The organism is Microcoleus sp. CAWBG58 (genome assembly GCF_020883045.1).
Taxonomy (GTDB): domain Bacteria; phylum Cyanobacteriota; class Cyanobacteriia; order Cyanobacteriales; family Microcoleaceae; genus Microcoleus.
On the sequence record NZ_JAHRFA010000080.1, the window covers coordinates 1 to 20935 of the forward strand.

Annotated in this window: 18 protein-coding genes and 2 pseudogenes; 8 read left to right on the forward strand and 12 right to left on the reverse strand. The window is 44.1% G+C overall.

All coding sequences use genetic code 11. From position 1 onward, the window contains the following. Positions 1 to 128 precede the first annotated feature (128 nt). Positions 129 to 786 (forward strand): annotated as a pseudogene (locus QZ918_RS26550) (transposase); the annotation flags it as partial. 493 nt (positions 787 to 1279) lie between these two features. Here the strand turns inward: QZ918_RS26550 and QZ918_RS33320 are convergent. Next, positions 1280 to 2569: a glycoside hydrolase family 24 protein gene (locus tag QZ918_RS33320; RefSeq protein WP_527250448.1), complete on the reverse strand. Its 1290-nt coding sequence runs from the start codon at positions 2567 to 2569 to the stop codon at positions 1280 to 1282. Positions 2570 to 2925: 356 nt separating this feature from the next. After that, the gene (locus QZ918_RS26560) at positions 2926 to 3585 is read right to left on the reverse strand and encodes an NAD(P)H-binding protein (RefSeq protein WP_293147667.1); all 660 of its coding nucleotides are present in this window, start codon (positions 3583 to 3585) and stop codon (positions 2926 to 2928) included. A 523-nt stretch (positions 3586 to 4108) separates the two neighbouring features. On the opposite strand from QZ918_RS26560, the gene QZ918_RS26565 reads away from it, so the two are divergent. After that, positions 4109 to 4822, forward strand: a complete 714-nt coding sequence (locus QZ918_RS26565) for a DUF1997 domain-containing protein (protein ID WP_293340458.1) — start codon at positions 4109 to 4111, stop codon at positions 4820 to 4822. 1697 nt (positions 4823 to 6519) lie between these two features. On the opposite strand, the pseudogene QZ918_RS26570 reads toward QZ918_RS26565, so the two are convergent. Together QZ918_RS26570 and QZ918_RS26575 are read right to left on the reverse strand one after the other, a co-directional pair. After that, a pseudogene (locus QZ918_RS26570) lies at positions 6520 to 7356 on the reverse strand (IS5 family transposase). Between the two features lie 175 nt (positions 7357 to 7531). Continuing rightward, complete coding sequence (locus tag QZ918_RS26575) at positions 7532 to 7942, reverse strand: hypothetical protein (RefSeq protein ID WP_293147669.1); 411 nt, start codon at positions 7940 to 7942, stop codon at positions 7532 to 7534. Positions 7943 to 8216: 274 nt separating this feature from the next. Between QZ918_RS26575 and QZ918_RS26580 the strand changes: the two genes are divergently transcribed. Next, entirely contained in the window at positions 8217 to 8390 is a 174-nt protein-coding gene (locus tag QZ918_RS26580) for a hypothetical protein (protein ID WP_293147670.1), read from the forward strand. A gap of 64 nt (positions 8391 to 8454) precedes the next feature. Here the strand turns inward: QZ918_RS26580 and QZ918_RS26585 are convergent, their stop codons facing one another. Continuing rightward, on the reverse strand, positions 8455 to 8799 hold the full coding sequence (locus tag QZ918_RS26585) for a Dethiobiotin synthetase (RefSeq protein ID WP_293147671.1): 345 nt from the start codon (positions 8797 to 8799) through the stop codon (positions 8455 to 8457). Positions 8800 to 9151: 352 nt separating this feature from the next. Between QZ918_RS26585 and QZ918_RS26590 the strand changes: the two genes are divergently transcribed. Continuing rightward, a complete protein-coding gene (locus QZ918_RS26590; RefSeq protein WP_293340420.1) occupies positions 9152 to 10627 on the forward strand; it encodes an SGNH/GDSL hydrolase family protein in 1476 nt (491 codons plus the stop codon). A gap of 142 nt (positions 10628 to 10769) precedes the next feature. Further along, positions 10770 to 10946 (forward strand): hypothetical protein, encoded by a 177-nt coding sequence (locus QZ918_RS26595; RefSeq protein WP_293340422.1) that lies wholly within the window; start codon positions 10770 to 10772, stop codon positions 10944 to 10946. A 130-nt stretch (positions 10947 to 11076) separates the two neighbouring features. Here the strand turns inward: QZ918_RS26595 and QZ918_RS26600 are convergent, their stop codons facing one another. From QZ918_RS26600 to QZ918_RS26620, 5 genes are all read right to left on the reverse strand, one after another. Beyond that, on the reverse strand, positions 11077 to 11892 hold the full coding sequence (locus QZ918_RS26600; RefSeq protein ID WP_367275446.1) for an MlaE family lipid ABC transporter permease subunit: 816 nt from the start codon (positions 11890 to 11892) through the stop codon (positions 11077 to 11079). A gap of 336 nt (positions 11893 to 12228) precedes the next feature. Beyond that, positions 12229 to 13263: a patatin-like phospholipase family protein gene (locus tag QZ918_RS26605; protein ID WP_293340426.1), complete on the reverse strand. Its 1035-nt coding sequence runs from the start codon at positions 13261 to 13263 to the stop codon at positions 12229 to 12231. A 136-nt stretch (positions 13264 to 13399) separates the two neighbouring features. Then, positions 13400 to 14029 carry a methylthioribulose 1-phosphate dehydratase gene (gene mtnB, locus QZ918_RS26610; protein WP_293340428.1) on the reverse strand — a complete coding sequence of 210 codons (630 nt, stop codon included), beginning with the start codon at positions 14027 to 14029 and terminating at the stop codon, positions 13400 to 13402. 162 nt (positions 14030 to 14191) lie between these two features. After that, positions 14192 to 14857 (reverse strand): HAD-IB family phosphatase, encoded by a 666-nt coding sequence (locus tag QZ918_RS26615; protein ID WP_293340430.1) that lies wholly within the window; start codon positions 14855 to 14857, stop codon positions 14192 to 14194. A gap of 123 nt (positions 14858 to 14980) precedes the next feature. After that, positions 14981 to 15826 carry a Crp/Fnr family transcriptional regulator gene (locus QZ918_RS26620; protein ID WP_293340432.1) on the reverse strand — a complete coding sequence of 282 codons (846 nt, stop codon included), beginning with the start codon at positions 15824 to 15826 and terminating at the stop codon, positions 14981 to 14983. Positions 15827 to 16181: 355 nt separating this feature from the next. Between QZ918_RS26620 and QZ918_RS26625 the strand changes: the two genes are divergently transcribed. Continuing rightward, positions 16182 to 17036 carry a DALR anticodon-binding domain-containing protein gene (locus tag QZ918_RS26625; protein WP_293340434.1) on the forward strand — a complete coding sequence of 285 codons (855 nt, stop codon included), beginning with the start codon at positions 16182 to 16184 and terminating at the stop codon, positions 17034 to 17036. 590 nt (positions 17037 to 17626) lie between these two features. Continuing rightward, a complete protein-coding gene (locus QZ918_RS26630) occupies positions 17627 to 18865 on the forward strand; it encodes a clostripain-related cysteine peptidase (RefSeq protein ID WP_293340436.1) in 1239 nt (412 codons plus the stop codon). On the opposite strand, the gene QZ918_RS26635 is transcribed toward QZ918_RS26630, so the two are convergent. Beyond that, positions 18862 to 19044, reverse strand: coding sequence for a hypothetical protein (locus QZ918_RS26635; protein WP_293340438.1), 183 nt, complete (start codon positions 19042 to 19044; stop codon positions 18862 to 18864). The genes QZ918_RS26630 and QZ918_RS26635 overlap by 4 nt on opposite strands. Next, positions 19044 to 19196: a hypothetical protein gene (locus QZ918_RS26640; protein WP_293340440.1), complete on the reverse strand. Its 153-nt coding sequence runs from the start codon at positions 19194 to 19196 to the stop codon at positions 19044 to 19046. Before QZ918_RS26640 ends, QZ918_RS26635 begins: the two co-directional genes overlap by 1 nt. Before the next feature lie 96 nt (positions 19197 to 19292). Between QZ918_RS26640 and QZ918_RS26645 the strand changes: the two genes are divergently transcribed. Beyond that, positions 19293 to 20729: an FAD-binding oxidoreductase gene (locus QZ918_RS26645; protein ID WP_293340442.1), complete on the forward strand. Its 1437-nt coding sequence runs from the start codon at positions 19293 to 19295 to the stop codon at positions 20727 to 20729. Positions 20730 to 20935 lie beyond the last annotated feature (206 nt).

Sequence of the window (20935 nt, forward strand, 5' to 3'; positions counted from 1 at the left end):
GGTGAATGCGTTTTTTACTACTCATGACTTGCTCAAATGCTTGCCTGGTCAAGGTTTCATTCTATTTTACCTTTTTTTGTATACCCCCTTGACAATTTGCACTTTTTCTTAACTTGTCACAAATGACCAAATCTGATTATAGAATGCTGTTAGTAGTGACAGAAGTCTACCGCCAAAAGTTGTCAATGTATGAAAAGAAAGAACATAGTATTCCTGACAGTTGGGGTAAGTTTAAAGCAACCACATATCCGCCCTATAATCAGAGGAAAAGCTGGGAAATCCGTTCAATTTGGGGCAAAACTGTCAGCCAGTTGTCGAAATAGGTACGTATTTTTAGACCGAATTAGTTGGGATAACTTCAACGAATCAGGAGACATTAAAAGACAAGTAGAAGCCTTTAAACAATTTACCGGATATTACCCTGAATCAATTCATGTAGATCGGATATATCGAACCAAAGAAAATAGAGCTTGGTGCAAAGAACTCGGCATTAGAATGAGCGGTGTTCGTCTAGGAGGAAGACCTCCCAAAAATCCGAGCAAAGCAATCAAAAAACAAGCTCAATCAGACGAAAGAATTCGTAACTTAATTGAGGGGAAATTTGGAGAAGCTAAAAGAAGATTTAGCCTTGGTAGAGTGATGGCTAAACTTAATAATACTTCTGAAACAAGCATCGCAATAACTTTTCTGGTGATGAATCTTTCTGCCAGGGTAAGGCAGGCTTTTTGGCTTTTTTTCGGTCTATTTCATAATAAAAACCTTTGGGATGTTTTTTGGCTCAAATGATTGGCAAAAGCTATGTTTTGCCATCACAAGCTTGAGAAAACTTATATTTCCGAGGCATTCTCAAATTCACTCATCTTTCTAAATGCTGTTTTCTGACTTTTTCAGCAAGCCCTAAGATAGGCTGCACACTGAAATTATCTTTTGGTCATTATAGGATCAATCATTCTGTGGTGTTCCCTAACGCTTTTCAACGAATTTCATCTGACGATTTTCTGACAATACAGGCATTTTTGGCAAGTCAGATTTTTCTTAAGTCAACCGTATTGGGCTATATGTAGTTAGTTAGAGCGAAATGATCATTTTCCGAGTGTCGTGCGATCGTCTCATCGGATTCTAATTGCCCCAATTGCTATTCAAAGTGTCGGCGAAATACAGTGCGGAGAACTTTTGTCCTTATCTGCGGACTAAAGTCGGCACTACGAACCTTTAGTGAGGACTTGATTTTTAATCTGCGGACTAAAGTCCGCACTACGAACCTATTTGATATAATTCCCTAGGAGCCAGTATTTGCCAATTCTTCTCGCAGCACTTTCTGGTAGACTTTCGGCAAACTAGAACTCATAGAATTGTTCTCAATTCCATATCCCAAACTCGTCCAAGTTCCCGACAGCATTCGCAAAACATCAGTTAATCTTTCCTGCCGCAACATCTCAGGAATATCGGCTTTCCAAAATTTGCGATCGCTCAACCAGGCATAAACCACAGCATCTTGATATTCCGGTTCAAAACTGTAATCCTGCCACAATACAAAATTACCAGGCTTTGGGTGATAGCGCTTCGCTTTGTCTTTCCAAGTTGAAGTCAAAAATTGATACCTACCCGCCGCTGTAGTACATTTGCCAACATTTGGGCCGTTGACAATCTTCACGCACCAGTCAGGATGACGGCTCAAATCTAATATATATTTTCCGCCGTAAACAACGTGATAAGGCCGAGAAACATTGGACTCGCTAGCAGAAATAGTTCGCATCAAAGCTCGAATGTAAGGATCGCCAGTTTTTATAGCCAGCGGTGGCATTTTTCTCACTTCGCTTGTTGACTGCGAAAACTGCTGATTTCCCCGCAAATTGGCAACCAAAAAAACAGCCCCGCTAATTACAATGCCGATTACAAGTAGAAATCCCAGAATTTGAATTTCCGATCGCCTCAGCAAACTTTTTTGGCGGCGGCGGAGTTTCTCGGTTTCAAATGCAGTCATTTCCATTTCGGCGATTTCGGCTAATTTTCGATCCGCCCGCATCCGCCGCACGCGAAAATCGTGTTGGTATAGCGGCGCGGCTAATAGCGTTAAACTCGATAAAGCTCCTGCCAATTTTACCAGCCAGAAATCTAATTCACCGGCGATCGCCACATTTGTCAGAGTAGAGATTCCTGCGAGCATTTGCGCCGGATCGATCGATCGCGCTGGCCAATAATATATCGCCATTTGCACCAGCAGCGCCAGATTAAACGCAAAAAAAAGCACTACTACAGCATTCAACCCTTCTCGCAAGTGCGATCGCACTCCAGTATGCCGCCGCTTGAACTTGCGCGCCACTCGAAAGCGGCCCGGCAGCACAGTCAGCAAGGGATTGAGGATTTTGACGGCCAAAAAGTGAGCGACAAAAAACAAAGGTAACTGAATCAGCCAAGCCGCCAGCAGCAGAGTCAGAAAGCCGATATCGTCGTTGGCGAAAGGAATGCCCCTGCGAAGGACAAAACTAAAACTCTGAGCGAGAGCAAATGCCCTTAACCACGAAATCGGATAGGGGAACCAAGCTGGCCACTTGAGAGTTTTCATCATGCGGGGAAGGGGAAATTGTAACTGCCGATTGTCAAGCTCTTAAGATTTTGCCAGATTTGGCGATCGAAAAATTAGCAATTCCCCTACGGTTTGCACTGATGGGACTTGCGCGCGGTTGCGGAGCATCGATTTTCCACTTTTCGATTTGATATCTTGGATTTACCGTAAAAAAACCCGATTTTTTTCTAGGGTGCGTCAGTCCAAATTTTTGACTCAAGTCGAAGGGTTGTAGTCTGACGCACCGAACCCAAGCGACTCTTTTGCCGGCCTCAGTTGTAGGGTGCGTCAGTCCAAATTTTTGACTCAAGTCGAAGGGTTGTAGTCTGACGCACCGAACCCAAGGAACCCTAATGCAATCAAACCACGGCGGCAAACAACTCCTCAAAACTCTTTTGCGGGGCCTCCGGCTTTGCCACAATTTCCACAATCTTGTTGCGAGAAGCCGGCTGAAACAGCGCCTCCACGCACACTTGGGCTACCTTCGTGCGGGGAATGCTGCTTTCAAACAGTGTATCCGCACTCCTCATGACGATCGCATCTGAATTATCCTCATTTTTGAGACCGCCCGGACGGACAATGGTATAAGTCAAACCGCTTTTTTGCAAATACTCCTCCGCCTGCTTCTTCCACACCAGAATCAGCCAAAACAGATTCAGCGGGTGAAAAAACTGAGAAACGCACAGAGAAGTCACCAGCACAAAATGCTCAATTCCCTTAGCCTTAGCAGCCTCCACCAAATTTTTAGTACCTTCAAAATCCACCTTGTAAGGCGCAGTCGGATCAAAACCAGGGGCCGCCCCCGTCGCGCACAGCAACACCGTACTATCACCAATTGCATCGCCCAGAGAAGTCGCATTTAATACATCACCAGTAACTAACTCTGCCTCAGGAGGTAAAATTTGCCTTGCTGTCTCTAGATTTCGGACGAGGGCGCGCACGGGAATGCCCCGTTTGACTAATTCTGCGACGATTCGGCGGCCAGTCTGACCTGTCGCTCCTGCTACAAATGCTTTCATAAGACGAGTTATGCTGTTCTAGGGTAAGTTTTGTTACTATCAATTTCTCAATTGTAGGGAGAAAACTCCCCGACCACATCCCCAACCCGACTGATTGGCGTGTATTAGCAGGAGAGCATGTCAGGAACCTCAGCCCCAACGGCATGAGGCTTGAAAGAGAAATCGGACAAGCCATTCTGACGGGCCTAAGTCTTAACTGACTACGTTTTTTGAGTCATGACACCCTGAGATGCTTTCGCTAGTCTCTTGCTCTGTCGCTGGTGGTTAAACAGTTTCCAGGTAACAGAAACAGTGCTGCTAGCCCAACAAGCTCAGAAAACTTTGGCAAAGCTAACATTACCCCGAAAGGGAGGCTCAATTGAGCAAAATACTATGCGTACAGGATTGGAAGATTTGAAGCGGTAATTGTCCCGTTGAAAGTGCAATACAAAAGTACCCCGAATTAACCAATCCCAAGGCGGTAGTAAATTCAAAAATGCAAAGCCGTCCTAGAAGGACGGGGTTTCTACCCATAATTTTGATGATGAAGCAGAATTCCGCTGAATATCAAACTGTTGAAGATTCTGACGAAAATTGCTACGCAGATGCGAGTTTCAGACAGCCCGAAAGTGCAGGTGCGGATGCAGGCGAGGAAGTTGAGCCGATTTGGTTTCACACCCACTTTGAAGACAGCATGGAGATGTACGCCGATGCTGCAACGGTGGCGCAGCATTTTAACAATCACAAGACTTGGTTTTGTCAGTGCGCTTTGCCGATGAAGGCTGAGCCGATCGGCGAAAACGGCTACGATTTATTAATCGGTCGTTTTGGGGCCTTCGGCTACCGAGTTGAAGCGAGAATTGGTTTAGAGTTGCTGCCGCCTGACGCCCAAGGCTGCTATTTGATTAAAACTATTCCGGTTCCGAATTATACCGCGCCCGGATATGAAGTGGATTTTCGATCGGCAATGAAGCTAGTCGAGATACCGTCTGACGAGTTTGCCGCCGATTGGCCTGCGTCGCAACGCGCCCAGCTACCGCCTGCGATTACCAGCGCCACCTGGAAGCTAGATTTAGCTGTAGGGGTTTGCTTTCCCAAGTTTATTCGATCGATGTCTCAACCTCTGATTGAAAAAACCGGCGATGCGCTTTTGGAAAAAATCATCAAACAAGTCAACCGCCGCTTGACGTATAAAACTCAACTTGTTTTCCATGAAAGTTTAGGAATTCCCTTTCCCAAAAACCCGAAGAAACACTAACAAGAAAACCCTCGCCGTTGAAACCATAGCGGTTCTCAGAAAGATTCGCGGACGTTGTTGGGCTTGGGCCCTCTTAGGATCGCAAATTCAATAATTTACACTCTTGAAAGTGGGATGGGCCAGAAGAACTATCAAATTGTAAGTTATACCAATTTTAAACGAAATAACAGTATTCTTGTCCCCCCCCCTTGCCAAGGCTACGGTGTACACACAAGTCGAGTTGGAAATCAATTGACCCAAAAAAAACGGAAATTTATTTTTTTAATCCTTGATTTCCCGTCACCCATTATCAATAATTTAAAACTATTGATAACGATCTCGATTGTCTAAAAACCTTGCCGACTAAGGGTTGTGTCAGACACAGCCAGGTTTTGGCAAGTTGTGTGTACACGGTAGCTTGCCAAGGGGGGGCTAGGGGAGTCTTCGAGTGTTGCACGATTTTAGAAAAATGGTATTATTTAATTCTCATTCCTTACAATACTTCGGACAGTTTTTTAACGACTCTGTAAGCGTTACAGCGTAAGCCCTGGCATTTTTAATGTTTTTTTGAAAGTCAGGGCTAGACTCAAACATTGAAAAAATACTCATCCCTATAGCCATCAAGGGTTTGAGATACTCGATTAGATCTAAAAATGTCCGAAGTATTGATTCCTTAGGAACGCAAATTCAATAATTTACACAAGTTTGTGGGATGGGCGTCCCGCCCGTCCATAAAGGACGGGCTAGAAGCCCGCGTTTCTGCGCCGCCAGCAAGGCAATCTCACCTTAATGTTGCAAGGAGGCTCCCGCTATAACGAAGTTTAGCGGCGAGAGGAATTGCAATCAGTATCAACGTGCGACAGCACAACGGCAATAATTAAGTTATACTCATAGTAGTGAGTTTTTTGGTGAGATGGAACAAGTCCTGACTTTAGTTGTAAAGCTTCAAGCTAGTATCGAACAGCAACAATTGTTTTCCGATACAGCGTCAGCTTTTGCGTCAGCTTGTAACTGGATAGATCGAAATGTCGATCGTAACCTAACGAATAGAAACTCAATCCAAGCTGTCTGTTACAAAGATGTGAAAGAACAGTTGGGACTAACAGCTAACCATGTTGTTAGAGCTTGTGCCAGAGTAGCAGCAAATCGTCTAACGGCAAAACAGAAAGGGAAAAAGGTCAAGAATTTTAAGCCCACTAGCTTTGATTGTGATGCTAGGACTTTTCGTTCCGCCCTAGTCAAATTGGACGCTGAGCATTTCTACCACTCTCAAGCGGTTAACCGCTCCTCTAAGAGCTAGTAACTACCATAAGAGCAAGCTAACAGGTCATAATCCTACTTCGGCTCAAGTTTGTTTGCATAAAGATAATCGCTGGTACGTCCACATTCAGTTCAAATCGGAAACTCCTAAACCTCAAAAAACAACTAATGTAATTGGTGTCGATTTCGGAAGGCGCGATCTAGCTGTAACCAGCACAGGTAAATCGTGGTCAGGTAAGGAGATTCAAAAAACTAGACATAAGTATAGCCGTGTTCGGGCTTCTTTACAAAAAAAGCATCTCAAGGCACAAGGTCATCTAGACGTAGAGCTAGACAGATTTTGAAACGGTTATCGGGGCGCGAAAGAAGATACCAAACCTGGCTAAATCATAACATCTCAAAAGCCATTATTAGACCTATTGCAAAAAAGATATATGTTATAATCAGAAGTTTTAATTTTAATCGGCTAGAGCTAACTCATAATTATAAATTGCTGACAACAAATTACAACGTAGACCATAACGGCGACGGCGATTCCGATAACGACTCGACAATATTTTAAATATTTTGAGACTCCGATTAACGTGTTCAATAACAATTCGCTCCTGCGCTAAGACTAGATTGTAGTCTTTTTATATTCGAGAAAATTTCCCATTTTTAGTTTTTTTTTTCGGTATATAACTATTAGTGTGATAGTCTTTTATCCCTTGATAGCCACTATCTTGTAAGCTATTTGTTTCGGAATTAAAACGAACTTTACTTTTTTTGAACAAGTTAAAGTCGTGGCAATGCCCTGGTCCAAAAGCAGTGCAAATAATTTCTTTTGTTTCTTGATTGATTACCAATTGAGTTTTTAGAGTATGACACTTTTTCTTTCCTGAGTAATATCTCTTCTGTTTTTTTGGGGTCGTTCAATAGTTGTTTCTGTGACATCCATCACCACGAATTCTGGATAATCAGAGTCTTTGAGTAATGCCTTTTTCCCCGGAATACGGAACTTTCCTGTTTTCATTAAAGTAGATTCAATATCAGTGACAATTCGGCAAATTGTTGATTCAGATACTCCCCAAGTTGTCCCAATATGAAAATATGTTCGATACTCTCTCCAATATTCCAAGGTTACTAAGACCTGTTCTTCTAGAGTTAGGATAGTGCGACGCCCTAAGATTGTCTTTCTGATTTTCTGAATTAAAATTTTCCAATGCGCTAACCATTGCTTTCAAGGTTTCAATCTTCACACCAAATCTACGTTGAAATTGAGAAGGTTTTAAGTTTAGATAAAATTGATTTTTCATGATTTACTCGTTTTGTAACGACAACAGCACTTTATAGCATTTTATTCTGTTGATAACAAGACAAGAGTGAAAATAAGTTAACAGTTGGTATTCAATCAACTTTCAGCAAAAATTTTCATTATATCATAAAATTATTTTGCAAGAGGTCTAATAACTAATGACTGATGACTGATGACTAATGACTAATGACTGATGACTCTTTGAATTCCGGTAAAAATGCAGTCAAACATTTGTATAATTCTAATCCCGGCCCAGCTTGCAGCGGATAAAGCTTGTCAAAATTAATCGGGTTTCCCGGCTCTAATTTCCATTGGGTTTGCTGTGCTGTTTTCGACGAAATTGCGATCGCCCTCGTGATGTTAACAATGTTGTTGTGCTGGGGGAAGCCGCGAAAGCAGTAGCTTTTACCAGTACGCGTGTCAGAGTCGCTGCCGGTAATGTATCTATCTCGTTTGCGAAATTGGATTTCTCGAAAAGGTCGATCGATCGCAAATGAGTCTCGGTAGCGGTAGTCTCCGTCAGGCAAACTTTGGACAGTCGGCCGGATTTGAGCGATAACGGTTGCTGCACTAAGAGTTAGAATCATTTATATGACTTCCTCCTGTGAAATCGCCTTTTTAGTTGCTGGTGTCTGTGTAGCTGCGGGCGATCGGCTCAAACAAACACCCTCTGTAACAAATTAATAAGAGTTGTGATGGAGTTTGATAAGAGTTATGATGCAGTTTAACTCGATCCCTGACTATCGTGAATAATTATTTCATGGTTTCATCCCTATTACCAATCCGAGTAATAATAGAAATATTGAGCAAGCCCCGAGAAATTTGGAGGCGAAACTCTACGGATAAAATGAGGATACAGCTATGTTTTGCCTGAACCGAGAAACCAGCAATAGGGAGATGCGAGGCTGTAAAACCTCGGCTCCTAAAAATATCCGCATAGTCCGATCGCGAGTTTACAAAGATGAGGCTTTAGTCTCGGCTTCCCTGGCGGGACTTCCCGATCTTTTAGCATCCCTAGAAAGCTTTCGCGAGTAGAGTTTGAGATTTTCTCTCTCTTGTTGAACGTCGGGAGTTGACTTAGCTAATTATTTTTAGTTAATTATTGCCAGACTCCCGAAAAGATATTCTTGACTCCGATCGCAATTCGATTTAAGTCTTCTTTCAGCAGCGGCGGCCAAGAAACTCCTCTGGCCCGCCCTGCTTCAAATTGCAGTAAACTGTCTGTTGAGAGTAAATGGAGGGCCGAGATTAATTGGCGATCGAGCATTGGCGATTCTTGAAGCCCTTCAAACAATATTTTTAAAGCTAATAAAATCGATGTCACCTGTCCCGGTACGGGTGGCTGGCCTTGTTTGAGGCGCATCAGGAAGGCGTCGGGATTTTTCTTGGTTTCCAGGGCGGTTCCTTGGTCGATCAGAAAACTGCGGGCTGTTTTGTAATCCATTTGACGTGCGATCGAGTTCTTGCAATTAATCAGTAGATATTATAGCCTTTCGAGTTCCCCTATGGCGTACTCATGGGAATGGGGAATAGGGAATAGAGAATAGGGAATAGGATATACTTCACTTTTTCGTGAACTCCTCTATATCATCTTTTGTCGCAGTATATTTGTTAATATAGCAAAATTAAGAATCAACAAGCAACTCGTAAGGGGCGCGCTGTGGTGCTCAAGGCTACTCGTGAAACGCGCATTCTCATGTACAGTACAAGGTCTCGGAAGGTGTACATTGCACAGCCTACAGCTACTCTTGCTAGTTAGAGTAGAAGTAAGTTTTAGATGACGGAAAAATAAAACAATGACAAAACGGCAGAAAAATAGCATCAAATCCCAGATTTATAGATACTGGTGGCTACTTTTGTTGTGTTTGAGCTTCCTGTTAGTTCCGGCTCTCAAAAAAATAGCTGTCGCCACCCAATTTCCCCCGCCCGCTCCTATTGCAAATAATGCTAATTTGGGAGCGAGAATTCAACGAACGATGGAGTTACTTGCAACCAGCACTCCTACAAAACGCCACCAAGTACGCATTTTATTTTACGGTCAATCTATCACTCAGCAAGATTGGTGGCAAGATGTAGTCGAGGATTTAAAAAAGCGATTTCCCCATGCTGATTTGATTGTAGAAAATCGCGCCATCGGAGGATTTGCATCGTCGCTTTTAATCCGTCCCAGCGAACATGATTTGTATCCTTTTTATCCAGACTTGCTAATTTTTCACGTCTACGGAGGTGAGGAAGATTACGAAGCGATAATTGCCAATGTCCGCCGCCGCACTGCTAGCGAAATACTCTTGCATTCAGACCACATAACCTGGCTGCCGACAGGTAAAAATGATAATGAAAATGAAATCAAAGGCTACGAATGGCACAACAATCATTCTACCAAATGGTTGCGTGAGTTGGCAGATAAATACGGCTGCGAAATCGCGGAAATTCGCACACCTTGGCGCAGGTATTTGATAGACAATCGCTTGCAGCCAAAACAGCTATTGAGCGACAGCATTCACCTCAACGCTTGGGGGAATTTTCTGCTAGCTGCTCTCATTAAACCCTACCTGCGATACAATCCAAATTCTCCTCAAACTGGGCAGCAGAATTTAGTCAAAACTTATACAGTGGGCACTGATGTTAAGTGGCAGGATGGCAAGTTGGTTTTAGAGTTTGAAGGGAATCGGATAGATGCGATCGCCGATCGAAGTTTCAACGGCAAGGCAATTTCTGCTAAAATTGCGATCGACGGCAAAAAACCCTCAGAATTTCCCGAACTTTACAGCATCACCAGACCCAGCGTTTCTCTCGGCGTCCCTTGGCCAGCAATCATCCAAGTATCCAGTCAAAAACCGCTCATCGTCGAAGATTGGAAAGCTACAATCACTGAGATTAACAGCGATGCTACCAAGTTTAAATTTGACGTAGTAGGTTCTAAAACAGGTTACGACGGCAGCGGTACCAACGACAAAATGTTTGTTTCAAAATCTGGCCGCGTCGCGATTGAACCGAGAAACTGGTGGCTGCAAAATGCCTATGAATACTCGAAAAAGCCTACTCCGAAAGGCTTTGAGATTTCCTGGCAAGTTCAGCCGATGTTTGTAGATTCATACATTCCGCCACAAATTGCAGATTCAAGTCGCGAGTATTCTACAACATTGGCTCAGAATTTGAGCAACTCCAAACACATCCTCGAAATCGTCCCCGAAACAGACGCGACAGTTCCTATTCAAGCAATTCGAGTTTATCGCCCCCCTTATATTCCTTCCCTCATGAAGAAGGACTAAAGTCCTCACTACGAACTTAATTTCTGTAGTATTCGTAGGGTGCGTCGCCACGATTAATCCCAAAATTATATCGACAATCTCATGGCGACGCACCATCGACAATAGTTGAGAAAACAACAACAATTATTCTACAGCACAAATTTTGATAAATGATTTTATATCATGTCCTGTCGATTACTATAACAAACAACTGTTCGTAGTGCGGACTTCAGTCCGCAGCATATTGCGGACTGAAGTCCGCACTACGAACGGATATTATCGCGGTCAATCGACCGGACACGATATAAAATCTCAAATCGAAAAATGGAAAATCGATTAACCTCAGTAATTGAGTAGGTGCGTCAGTTTGAGTTGGTAGTTTAACAATCCAGAATTTGCCAACTGACGCACCCTACAAGTTGAATCATAGAAGCGGTTTGAACCGCCGCCTGCATCTCCTCCCTCATCAATTACCCGCCGCTTCTCGTAATCCCCAACTCGTGAAACATCAACAACGATAAAAAGAAATCTGCTATAAAAACAAACACCCAAGAAGTCACCACCGCAGCCGTTGCAGCTTGGCCTACTCCCTTCCCTCCGCCCGCCGTCGTCAACCCCCAACCGCAACCGACAAGCGCAATTATCAACCCAAAAATTACACTCTTAATCGCCACAGTTACTAAATCCCAAGGCCCCAAAAAAGTCCGCACCGATTCCAAAAATACCGAAGGTTCCAACTCATAAAAATTAACCGCCACAAACAGCCCGCCCAAAATTCCCACCGCCACCGAAAAAATTGTTAAAATCGGCAACATGACGCAGCAAGCTATCACCCTCGGGACTACCAAATAATCAACGGGATTTGTTCTTAACATATACAGGGCGTCTATTTGTTCCGTCACCTGCATTTCTCCTATCTCTGCGGCAAAGGCAGAACCTACTTGTCCCGCCACCACGCCCGCTGTTAAAACTGGTGCTAATTCGCGGCAAAATGCCACTGCAAAAGCACCTCCCACCGCCCCAACCGCCCCAAACCGAATCAATTCTCTCGCGGATTGAACAGTAAAAATCATCCCTGCAAAAAAGGCTATTAGCAGCACGGAGCGCAAAGAATCCAAGCCTACTGTGACTAAATGTTCCATGATTTTGCGGCGGTCAACTTTGCCTTGAAGTAGGCGCAGCAAGACTTGGCCACCTAGGAACAGCGTCACTAAAAAACGCTGAAACCACCTGTTATTAAAGGTTTCATCTAAATGTCGATCGCGCTTTTGGTAATTTTTACCCAATGACTGACTGCTAGCGATTAATTGCAAACAAGGCGAAACACTGCCACTACTGAGATTTTCGCCAATTGTACAGCAATTATTGCACAATTTGTCAACATATAGCGGTTATCACAAAAATGAGGTACGTTGTTGGGCTTTAGCCCCCTAAGTTTAGTAGTTATATGAGCTGTCTGTTATACCTCATCTTTTTGAGAAAGGCTATATATTTTTTAAGTCTGCCAGCCCTGCGGTTGGTAACTTATACAAGAGGTATGCAGTTGCACAAAGCGCGCTCTTTATAATATAAGCGTATAGCGCCCAAGCGCAACTACGTACCAAAGAATTAATTTCTATTGATTACTCGGCAAGCAACAAGTCGATAAACTTATCCAACTCTTGATTATACTTTTTGGCTTGCTCCTTGCCAATTCTGACCAGAGTTGATATTTTATCTGCCGAGGCATCATCAATCGGCAGTCGTGGTTCGTGGCTTAAATCTGGAGAAATTCTCAAATATTGATTGGGTTTGTCAATGGCATCAAAAATTTGGATAATTTGATAATCTATAGTTTCAGCAACTCCCGTCATCATGATATTAATCAAAGGCTGAACCCACTCTATTTTACCCCAATTTTTCACTTCCTCGTAGGGAAAATTTTTCTGAGCTTGTCCCGTCCCCAGCGATAAAATTACCATATCTTTTGCTGTCGGGCCTTTGTCGGAGCGAGTATCGGGAATTCTTAATTTATTTCTCACTTCCGCATAGGCACAAAGTGCGGGATTGTTGGCGAATACTCCACCGTCAATTAAAGCGTAGCATTCGTTGGTCAAAGAGTAAATTTTGGGAAGTTCAAAGTAAGAAGGAGCAGCAGATGTGGCTCTGGCGACATCTCTGAGAAAATAGTCTGCTGCTGGATATTTTTTAGCATCTATTTGATTGAAAAAATGAGCTTTTCTCCTTTCGACATCGTAACTGGAAATTAAACAAGGTTTGAGGAGTTGGCTGAGTTTGCAATCTTTGAAGTTTTGCCAACAGAATTTTTCTAACGCATCGCTCGGATATTTCTCATCTATTAAACCGTCTAGAGATTCGAGTGTTTTCAAAAATGAACTTTGAAAAAAGCCAATGCCGCTGTCGATGGAAAAATTAAGAACTTCTTGGGCAGTCCACTGAGACCTGCTGGGATTGTTGGCATCGGGGAACAAATAGAGGCAGGTTAAAATTCCTCCTGCACTCGTGCCGGCGATTAAATCAAAATAGTCAGCTATTCTGGCATCTGGGTTGCCACTTTTTTGTTGTAGCTTTGACTCTAGGGTAACTCCAATTTGCGCGGGTATAATTCCTCTAATTCCGCCTCCATCTATCGATAAAATTCGGGTATATTTAGCCATGTTTTTGCCTTTTCTCGATATTTGCTAGTTGATTGCAGTCTCGGACTCAAGAAGTGGTTGGAGGCGATATTTAGTGGCAAGCTGCGCCTCTACACACCCTAGAAATATTAGATTTTGCGTCCAAGACTGGCTCAATCTAACATCTCAAATTTAAGTTTAATTGGCTGGCTGCGAGGGTGTAGCGAAAAATATATTCTACAATTTCTACATAATTGTAGGCTGCAGCGGTTGAGTCTGCCCAAACTGTGATGCCGTGATCGCGAATTAACAACGCGGGTACAGAGGGTTCACAAACGGCAAAATATTCACAAATTTCTTTGGCTATTTTAGGCACTTCTAAATAATTTGCAAATAGGGGTATCGCCACCTGGGGGTTTTCCTCCCACACCCCCAAACCTTTCAGCATTTCGATCGCAGGTAAAGGCACTGAATCGCCTGCTGTTAGGCGAGAAACTAAATTTGCCTCGATTGAGTGCACGTGATAGCAAGCTTTAGCGCCTGGAAAACAATCGTAAACGGCTAAATGAATGCTGGTTTCGGCGGAAGGGCGGCTGTCAGGAACCGGTTGTTCGACGATCGCGCCTTCGGAGCTCATTCTGATAAAATCTGAATCAGTTAACTGCCCTTTCTGGCGCCCGCTAGCAGTAATCCAAAAACTGCCGTCTGGTAAGCGGGCTGAAAGATTGCCAGCAGTCCCAGCCATCCAACCGCGATCGTAAAAATGTTTGGCTGCTACAATTAAATCCGTTCTCAAATCGCCACTCATTCTTTGCAAATCCTCAGCTTTTTATCTACCTTTTACGTTAGGAATTGTGCTGGCATATCTAAGTGCAGGGTGTGCAACGCGCACTTTACCAATACACATACCGCAGCCCTATGCCCTATGCCCCATGCCCCATGCCCCATCCCTATGCCCAATAGTTTAGTTTCAATTCCATTGCTGGGATAAATTTTCCAACACGTCAAAAAAATTATCCCATTTAGTATACGGCTTTTGCTGTTCGTCTAGATATTCGGCAAGCCGATCGCGCGCAAACACCGAGTTCGCCTGCAAAGCCATGTTAAAATCCGTCAGCGAATCTCCGATGGCCACCTGTTCCCGGGCGGGGTGCTGCGCCATCACTCGCACCTTAGACACCAATTCTGTATCTCCTTCAAACTCAGAATTGACTTGCAAGTGAGGGCCGCTAGCGTCCACATCTACAGCATAAATTGCGATCGCCCGGTGTGCCAAATCACCCATAACCGTCTCTACCATAACCCGCAGGCCGCCCGAAACGATCGCAAAATCCACCCTTTGCGCCTCCAAAAAATCCAGCAATTCCACCAATCCCGGCCGCATCAGTTGTCCCCTAGAAAATTCCACAATTTCCCCATAACATTCCGAGGGAATAGACTCTAGTAACTGTCGCACTCCCGAGCGCAAACTGATCCTTCTGGCGTACATTTCCGGCATCAGTTGAGACGACAATTCCGGTGCAAAATGCTTGAGCATTGCCACAAAAGTTTCTTCAACAGTTATCGTGCCGTCAAAGTCGCAGAATACCACCCGTTGCTGATTGTTCGGGATTGGAGATTTTTGCTTGTCCGACATTATTCGCACCATTCGAGAACGAGAGAAGTTTACAAAACTCATCGTACACCGAAGAAGCAAGAAGCAAGAAGAAAACAGCCATACTATAATAGCTAAGTGCTGTTAGCAATCGCCCGCAGGATTTTATGCGGATTCTTCCAGATCGTCATCGAGATCGTCGTCGAAATCTTCATCGATAGAATCATCCAAATCGTCATCGAGATCGTCATCGAGATCGTCTTCGAGGAATGCTTCTACATCCTGCTTTTGATTTTTCGTCTTTTGGGGAGTAGCCTTAGCGGGCAAACAGATTAAATTATCATCCTCAGTATTAATCAAACCTTTCGATCGCAATTTGCCCATCAGCCGCGTCACCGTTACCCGCGTCGAGCCGATGGCACTGCCAATTTGAGCGTGAGTCAAGGCCCAAGGCAGCCGATAGCCCCGCACCACATCCGGTTCTCCATCACCTACGTAGGGTTCGCCGAACTCTTCGATCAACAAAGTGAGAAAACCCAGCAATCTGTCGATCGTCCGGCGCTGTCCCAAAGTGCTCAGCCAGAGGAGCTTTCGCTGGTGCTGGTAGCGAAACGCATCCAAAATTTCCCGGCGGAAGTGAGGCCAATTATCCAAATCGTGCCAGTACATCCACACTACGTGAGTGTGATCGGCGTGGGCGTAAGCTTGGAGCGTAAACGGAGACTGAGCAACCAGTTCAAAGGGCTGACCGGCGCCGACGAAGCCCAAAAAAGCTTCTTCTGTAGTTTTGGAAACGGATTTGGACTTTGTTGCAGCGGCGCTAACTTGAGCGCTACCGACGAGCCGCACAGAACCTTTCTGGACTAAATAGAGCAGTCCTGGTCTGGCGGGAATCTTCTCGTCTTTGCTAAAAGTCCGGCAGCGGTAGTGTTCCTGGGCCCAGTCGATAATTCGCTGCCAGGTGATAAACGGTCGATCGATCGTTTCTAGAGGTGTGGAAGTTGATTGCATAAGTGAGACTCTGGGATATATTTAGTTAGTGAGAAAACGGTTTTTGCCTGCATTGCGATACTAAGTGAGACAACTAACCCCCCATCGAGCCGACACGCTTCTTAACTGTGCTGACTCTTCTCAGTTTCACCTAAAAACTCAATGTAGCAAAAAGTACATGAAAATGGTAAAATTCGGCAATAAGTCGATCGTAAATTATTGTATATTTACCCCAAAAATCGCTAGAAAGCCCATTTATTCGATGTGACCTCGCCCGAGCGAGCCGATCTACTATGTCTGACATCAGCAGTTTAACGTACAAAAACAGCGCAAGTGGTAACAGTCTCTAAGCACTTTTACTGCAAGAATAGCCGATATGGATACATTAAATATATCCCAGTGCCCGGAAGTTACAGTGAAGTGTTTTTTGCTCTTAAGGTTGCTCTTCGCGATCGAAGAGCAAGGCACAACGAGCGAAATTCCGTTAAATCGGGCTAAAAATAGGGAGCGGGTGGTGTACGTGTCTGCGATCGCCCTGAAATTAGCTGCAACTTGGGACGAGACACCGCAGGCGATCGCCGCACAGTTGGCCGAAATTCTCAAACCGCTGTGTTGTCCAGATTTCGCCGTTCAAGTCGCACCGTCAGGAATAATTGAGCTAGAGCTGACTGATGCGGGTTTAGCTTTCTGGTTGCAGCGATTAGCTCAAATTCCCCTCCCTGTTCCAGAATATCGCACTTTATCTCCTGTTATATCCGCCGATCGGCTGTTTCCGATTCAGTACAGCCACGCACGCTGCTGTTCCCTGCTGCGAATGGCCGATCGCGATCGGTTAATTGCGATCGCACAGCCGAATGTCACCACAGCGCCGCAAATTTGGTCGCTGGCGGCCCCAAATCCTATTCCTTGGGTTGACGAGGGCGATCGTCGGCTGCTATTAGTAGCTCCAGCAGAACGCAGTTTAATTTCGGAACTGATCGCAGTGCTAGATGGTTTATCTCCAGTTTTTGAGGCAAATCAACCCGAAAAACCTGTTAATTATTTCAAATTAGCCAATAGTTTGAGCGCAGCATTTCAGACTTTTTACAGCCAGTGCCGAATTTGGGGTGAAGTCAAAACAGAACAGCCAAAACTCGCTCAAGCCCGATTGGGTTTAATATTGGCAACTCAATCTTTGCTGCGGTTTATCCTAGAAGAGCTATTAAATGCCATGGCTCCTATAGAACTTTGATTTGATTGTACGCGATCGGATTTTCGGGTGCTTAAACAGTTGACAGTTGACAGTTGACAGTTGACAGCGAAGTGATAAGAACCGAGATTTAAACTCCGTTCCGATCACAATCTGCCTTGATGAGTAAGGGCTTCAAACCCAGGCTATTCGGTGATTTTTGGAACTAGCACGAAAAACACTGGTTTTTGGCAATAGTGCACCAGAGAAATTGTATTAAACACCATCACAAAATTTTAGAAAAATCAAAAATATAAATCATATCGTTTCGGCTTATATAAGAATAATTTTAACCGCAGAGAACGCAGAGAACACAGAGAGAGAATATAGAGATGACTACAGAGTAATGCAATCGAATTTGATATCACAGAAAATCTATTGGTCTTCAAAGATGACCAGCATATTCACTACCAACAAGACCCCAACCATGTTAAATTGACAGAACTAAGGATCGCAGATTAAATAATTTACACAAAGAAAGTGGGATGGGCGTCCCGCCCGTCCCGGAAAGACCGGATATCCCGCCCATCCCACGAACCATCAAATTATAAGTTATTTAATTCTCATTCCAAGCTCGCTGAGGTCATAAAATCATGAAACGCAGAGAAGCCATTCAATACTTAGCGACAAGTAATGCTGCTTTTTTGAGTACACTATATCTAGGCAAACAACTGGAGAATAGTAACTTGAACGCTGCCGATCGACCTCTCCCAAACTATGATTATATACTTTTATACTGGATGCCGTATGACAACAATTTATCAACCTTGGGCAAACCTATTCTTGAAATGTTACGCAAAGGTGTACAGACTGACAAAGTTTTGGTATTAGTACAATCTGATTTTAGTGGATCGAGGCGATTATCAAGAAATATTATTACCAAAGGTAACATTACAGTTCAATACTTGGAAACAGCAGACAGTAGTAGTGAAAATGTTCTGAATGAATATCTTACTTGGGCTTTGTCACAATTTCAGACCAAACATTGGGTCATTGTATTTTTAGGTCATGGTGGAAGTCTCATGCAAATTAGTCCCGATGAAAATCCCAACTACGGTTCGACTTCAATCACACAACCTAAATGGATGGATTTACAAAAAGTCAGTGAAGTTATATCTAAATTCAATCAAGATATTAATGGTAGATTAGAACTTCTGTTTTTTCAAAACTGCCATCGGGGCAATATTGAAGTACACTATACATTTCAAAATGTCGCCAAGTATACCCTGTCATCTCAAATAATACTGGGAGCACCAAATTACTATTATGAATCATTACTGAACCACCTTAGCTGTCATCCAAATCTTGACGGAGGTCAAATAGCTAAAAAAATTATGGATTTTGAACGTTTGGATATGTATCATAGTTTGACACTGACTAAAAATGATTACTTTCACCAGTTATCAGAGAAACTTAATCCGGCGATCGATTCAATTCTCATGTCCAACACTGATGCGGTCAAAAAGCTCATTCATTCAGCTTTTTTTTCCTCAAAAGTCAAACATACACAATCTGTTATACAAGTATATCATTATAGTGGAGAATCCTTCGTTGACTTGGCTAACTTTATATTAGAAATCACGAAGGTTTCTGGTGCAGACGTAACAGCTTGCAATGTTTTCTTAACTTTTTTCAAATCATTTTTAATTGAGAGATTGCAACAAAATGGTAGATTGCTTAGCTCGACAATTCGAGGTAGGTATCAAAACTTTTCTGGCCTGGGTTTGTTTTTGCCGGCGAGTCGGCAAAAACTGGCAACTTATCATCATCTAAAAATTTATTCTGACTTGAAGCTTGTAAACCTTTTTGATGCGGTTATTTTCGATAATTAGCAAAACCGAGCAATACGAATTTCTAGGTATTTATGCAACAGTAACCGTAGGGTGTGGATACATCGATAATCGTCAATAAAAAGCGATTCGCAGCGGCGCAGCAGAGTAGAAATTGACTCCTTCATCAACTGAATCTCCACCGTCGTTTTGCCCACATCGGTAGGCCCAGCAATCACCATCACAGCCGCCCGTTCCAGCCCCCTGCGTGCAGCAGTTCATCTATTTCTGGAAGCGGGCCGCCACGTACCAGATAAGAACACTCAGGAATCAAGCAGCCACCAATCACTTTGTTGAGACTGGTCACTCCTACAGAAAGACGATTTTGAGACATTTGTTTGTCGATCTTTGGAATATGGGGCTCGTATTCATATTTAATGGTTTGAGGGGCTGTTTTGATTGTTTGTTTACTGGGCGTCTGAGAACCTTCATGAAAAATATTTCGGCAGAAAATTACGTTAGCACACAAGAATTAGAGGGTATTGTCGGCACTTCGGGCATCTGTCTGCGCCAAGATATAGAGGCTTTTTGGCAAGAAAGGGTAGAAAAAGCAGTTGCCCCAGGCAATTCAATAGCCTGTACCGTTTATCCCCATACCCAGAAAGAACTCGCCGCGGTGATTGCTTTGGCCGGGCAAAATCGCTGGCCACTCTTGCCTTGTGGAAGTGGCAGCAAACTCGATTGGGGCGGTTTAGTTAAATTTGACCCGGATCCTCCCCAGCCTAGGGCGGGCAAGGGGGCACCGCCCCTACCAAGGGGAAAGCAAGATGTTGTCAAAGTCCCCCGGGAAGGGGATTTAGGGGGATCTCCTGATGCAGGGGGGATGGTGGCTGTGAGTACGGCACGATTGAATCGCCTGGTAGAACACGCTGTGGGCGATTTAACCGTGACTGCGGAGGCGGGCATGAAGTTTGCGGATTTGCAGGAAATTTTAGGTAAAGCAGGTCAATTTTTGCCGATCGATCCAGCATATCCGCAACAGGCAACTTTGGGCGGGATTGTCGCTACTGCTGATACGGGTTCGCTGCGACACCGCTACCGGGGCGTGCGCGATTTGTTGTTGGGAATTAGCTTTGTGCGATCGGACGGTAAAATTGCTGTAGCCGGAGGTCGAGTTGTGAAAAATGTCGCCGGTTACGACTTAATGAAACTGTTGACCGGTTCCTACGGCACATTGGGCGTCATTTCTCAAGTAACATTCCGAGTTTATCCGCTACCCGAATCGTCGGGAACTGTCATACTGACAGGAGAAACAAATGCTTTAGCTGAAGCTGCTCAAATCTTATTATCTTCTGCTCTGACACCGACAGCCGTTGATTTGCTGTCACCGCAGTTAGTAGAAAAACTCAGTTTGGGTAAAGGTTCCGGATTGGTAGTGAGGTTTCAAAGCATCGCCGAAAGCGTCAAACAACAATCCGCCCGCTTGTTAGAAGTTGGCGAAAAGTTGGGCTTGCAAGGCACTAACTGCGGCGAAAATGACGAGCATCAATTATGGCAAAGATTGCCAGAAACAATCTGGGATTATGGGAATAATTCAGCAATTATTTGTAAAATAGGCATCAGACCGTCGGAAGCTGTCAAGGCAATTAACGATTTGCCGGTACAGGATGCTTTGATTCATGCGGGCAGCGGTTTGGGAGTTTTGCGGTTTGAAACTGCGACAGCCGAAACGCTGTTGCAGGTACGGAGGGCGTGCGAAGCTAAAGGCGGTTTTCTGACGGTTTTGGCTGCGCCAGCCCACATCAAGCAAGGGTTAGATGTTTGGGGCTATACTGGAAGCGCGATCGATCTAATGCGTCGCATCAAGCAAGAGTTTGACCCGGACAATATTTTAAATTGCGATCGTTTGATCTTAAAAGGTTCGTAGTGAGGACTTCAGTCCTTCTTAAATCCCAGGAAAAGAACTAAAATCTTCACTACAAACCAGGAATTTAAGGTTCGTAGTGAGGACTTCAGTCCTTCTTAAATCCCAGGAAAAGGACTAAAGTCCTCACTACAAACCAGGAATTTAAGGTTCGTAGTGAGGACTTCAGTCCTTCTTAAATCCCAGGAAAAGGACTAAAGTCCTCACTA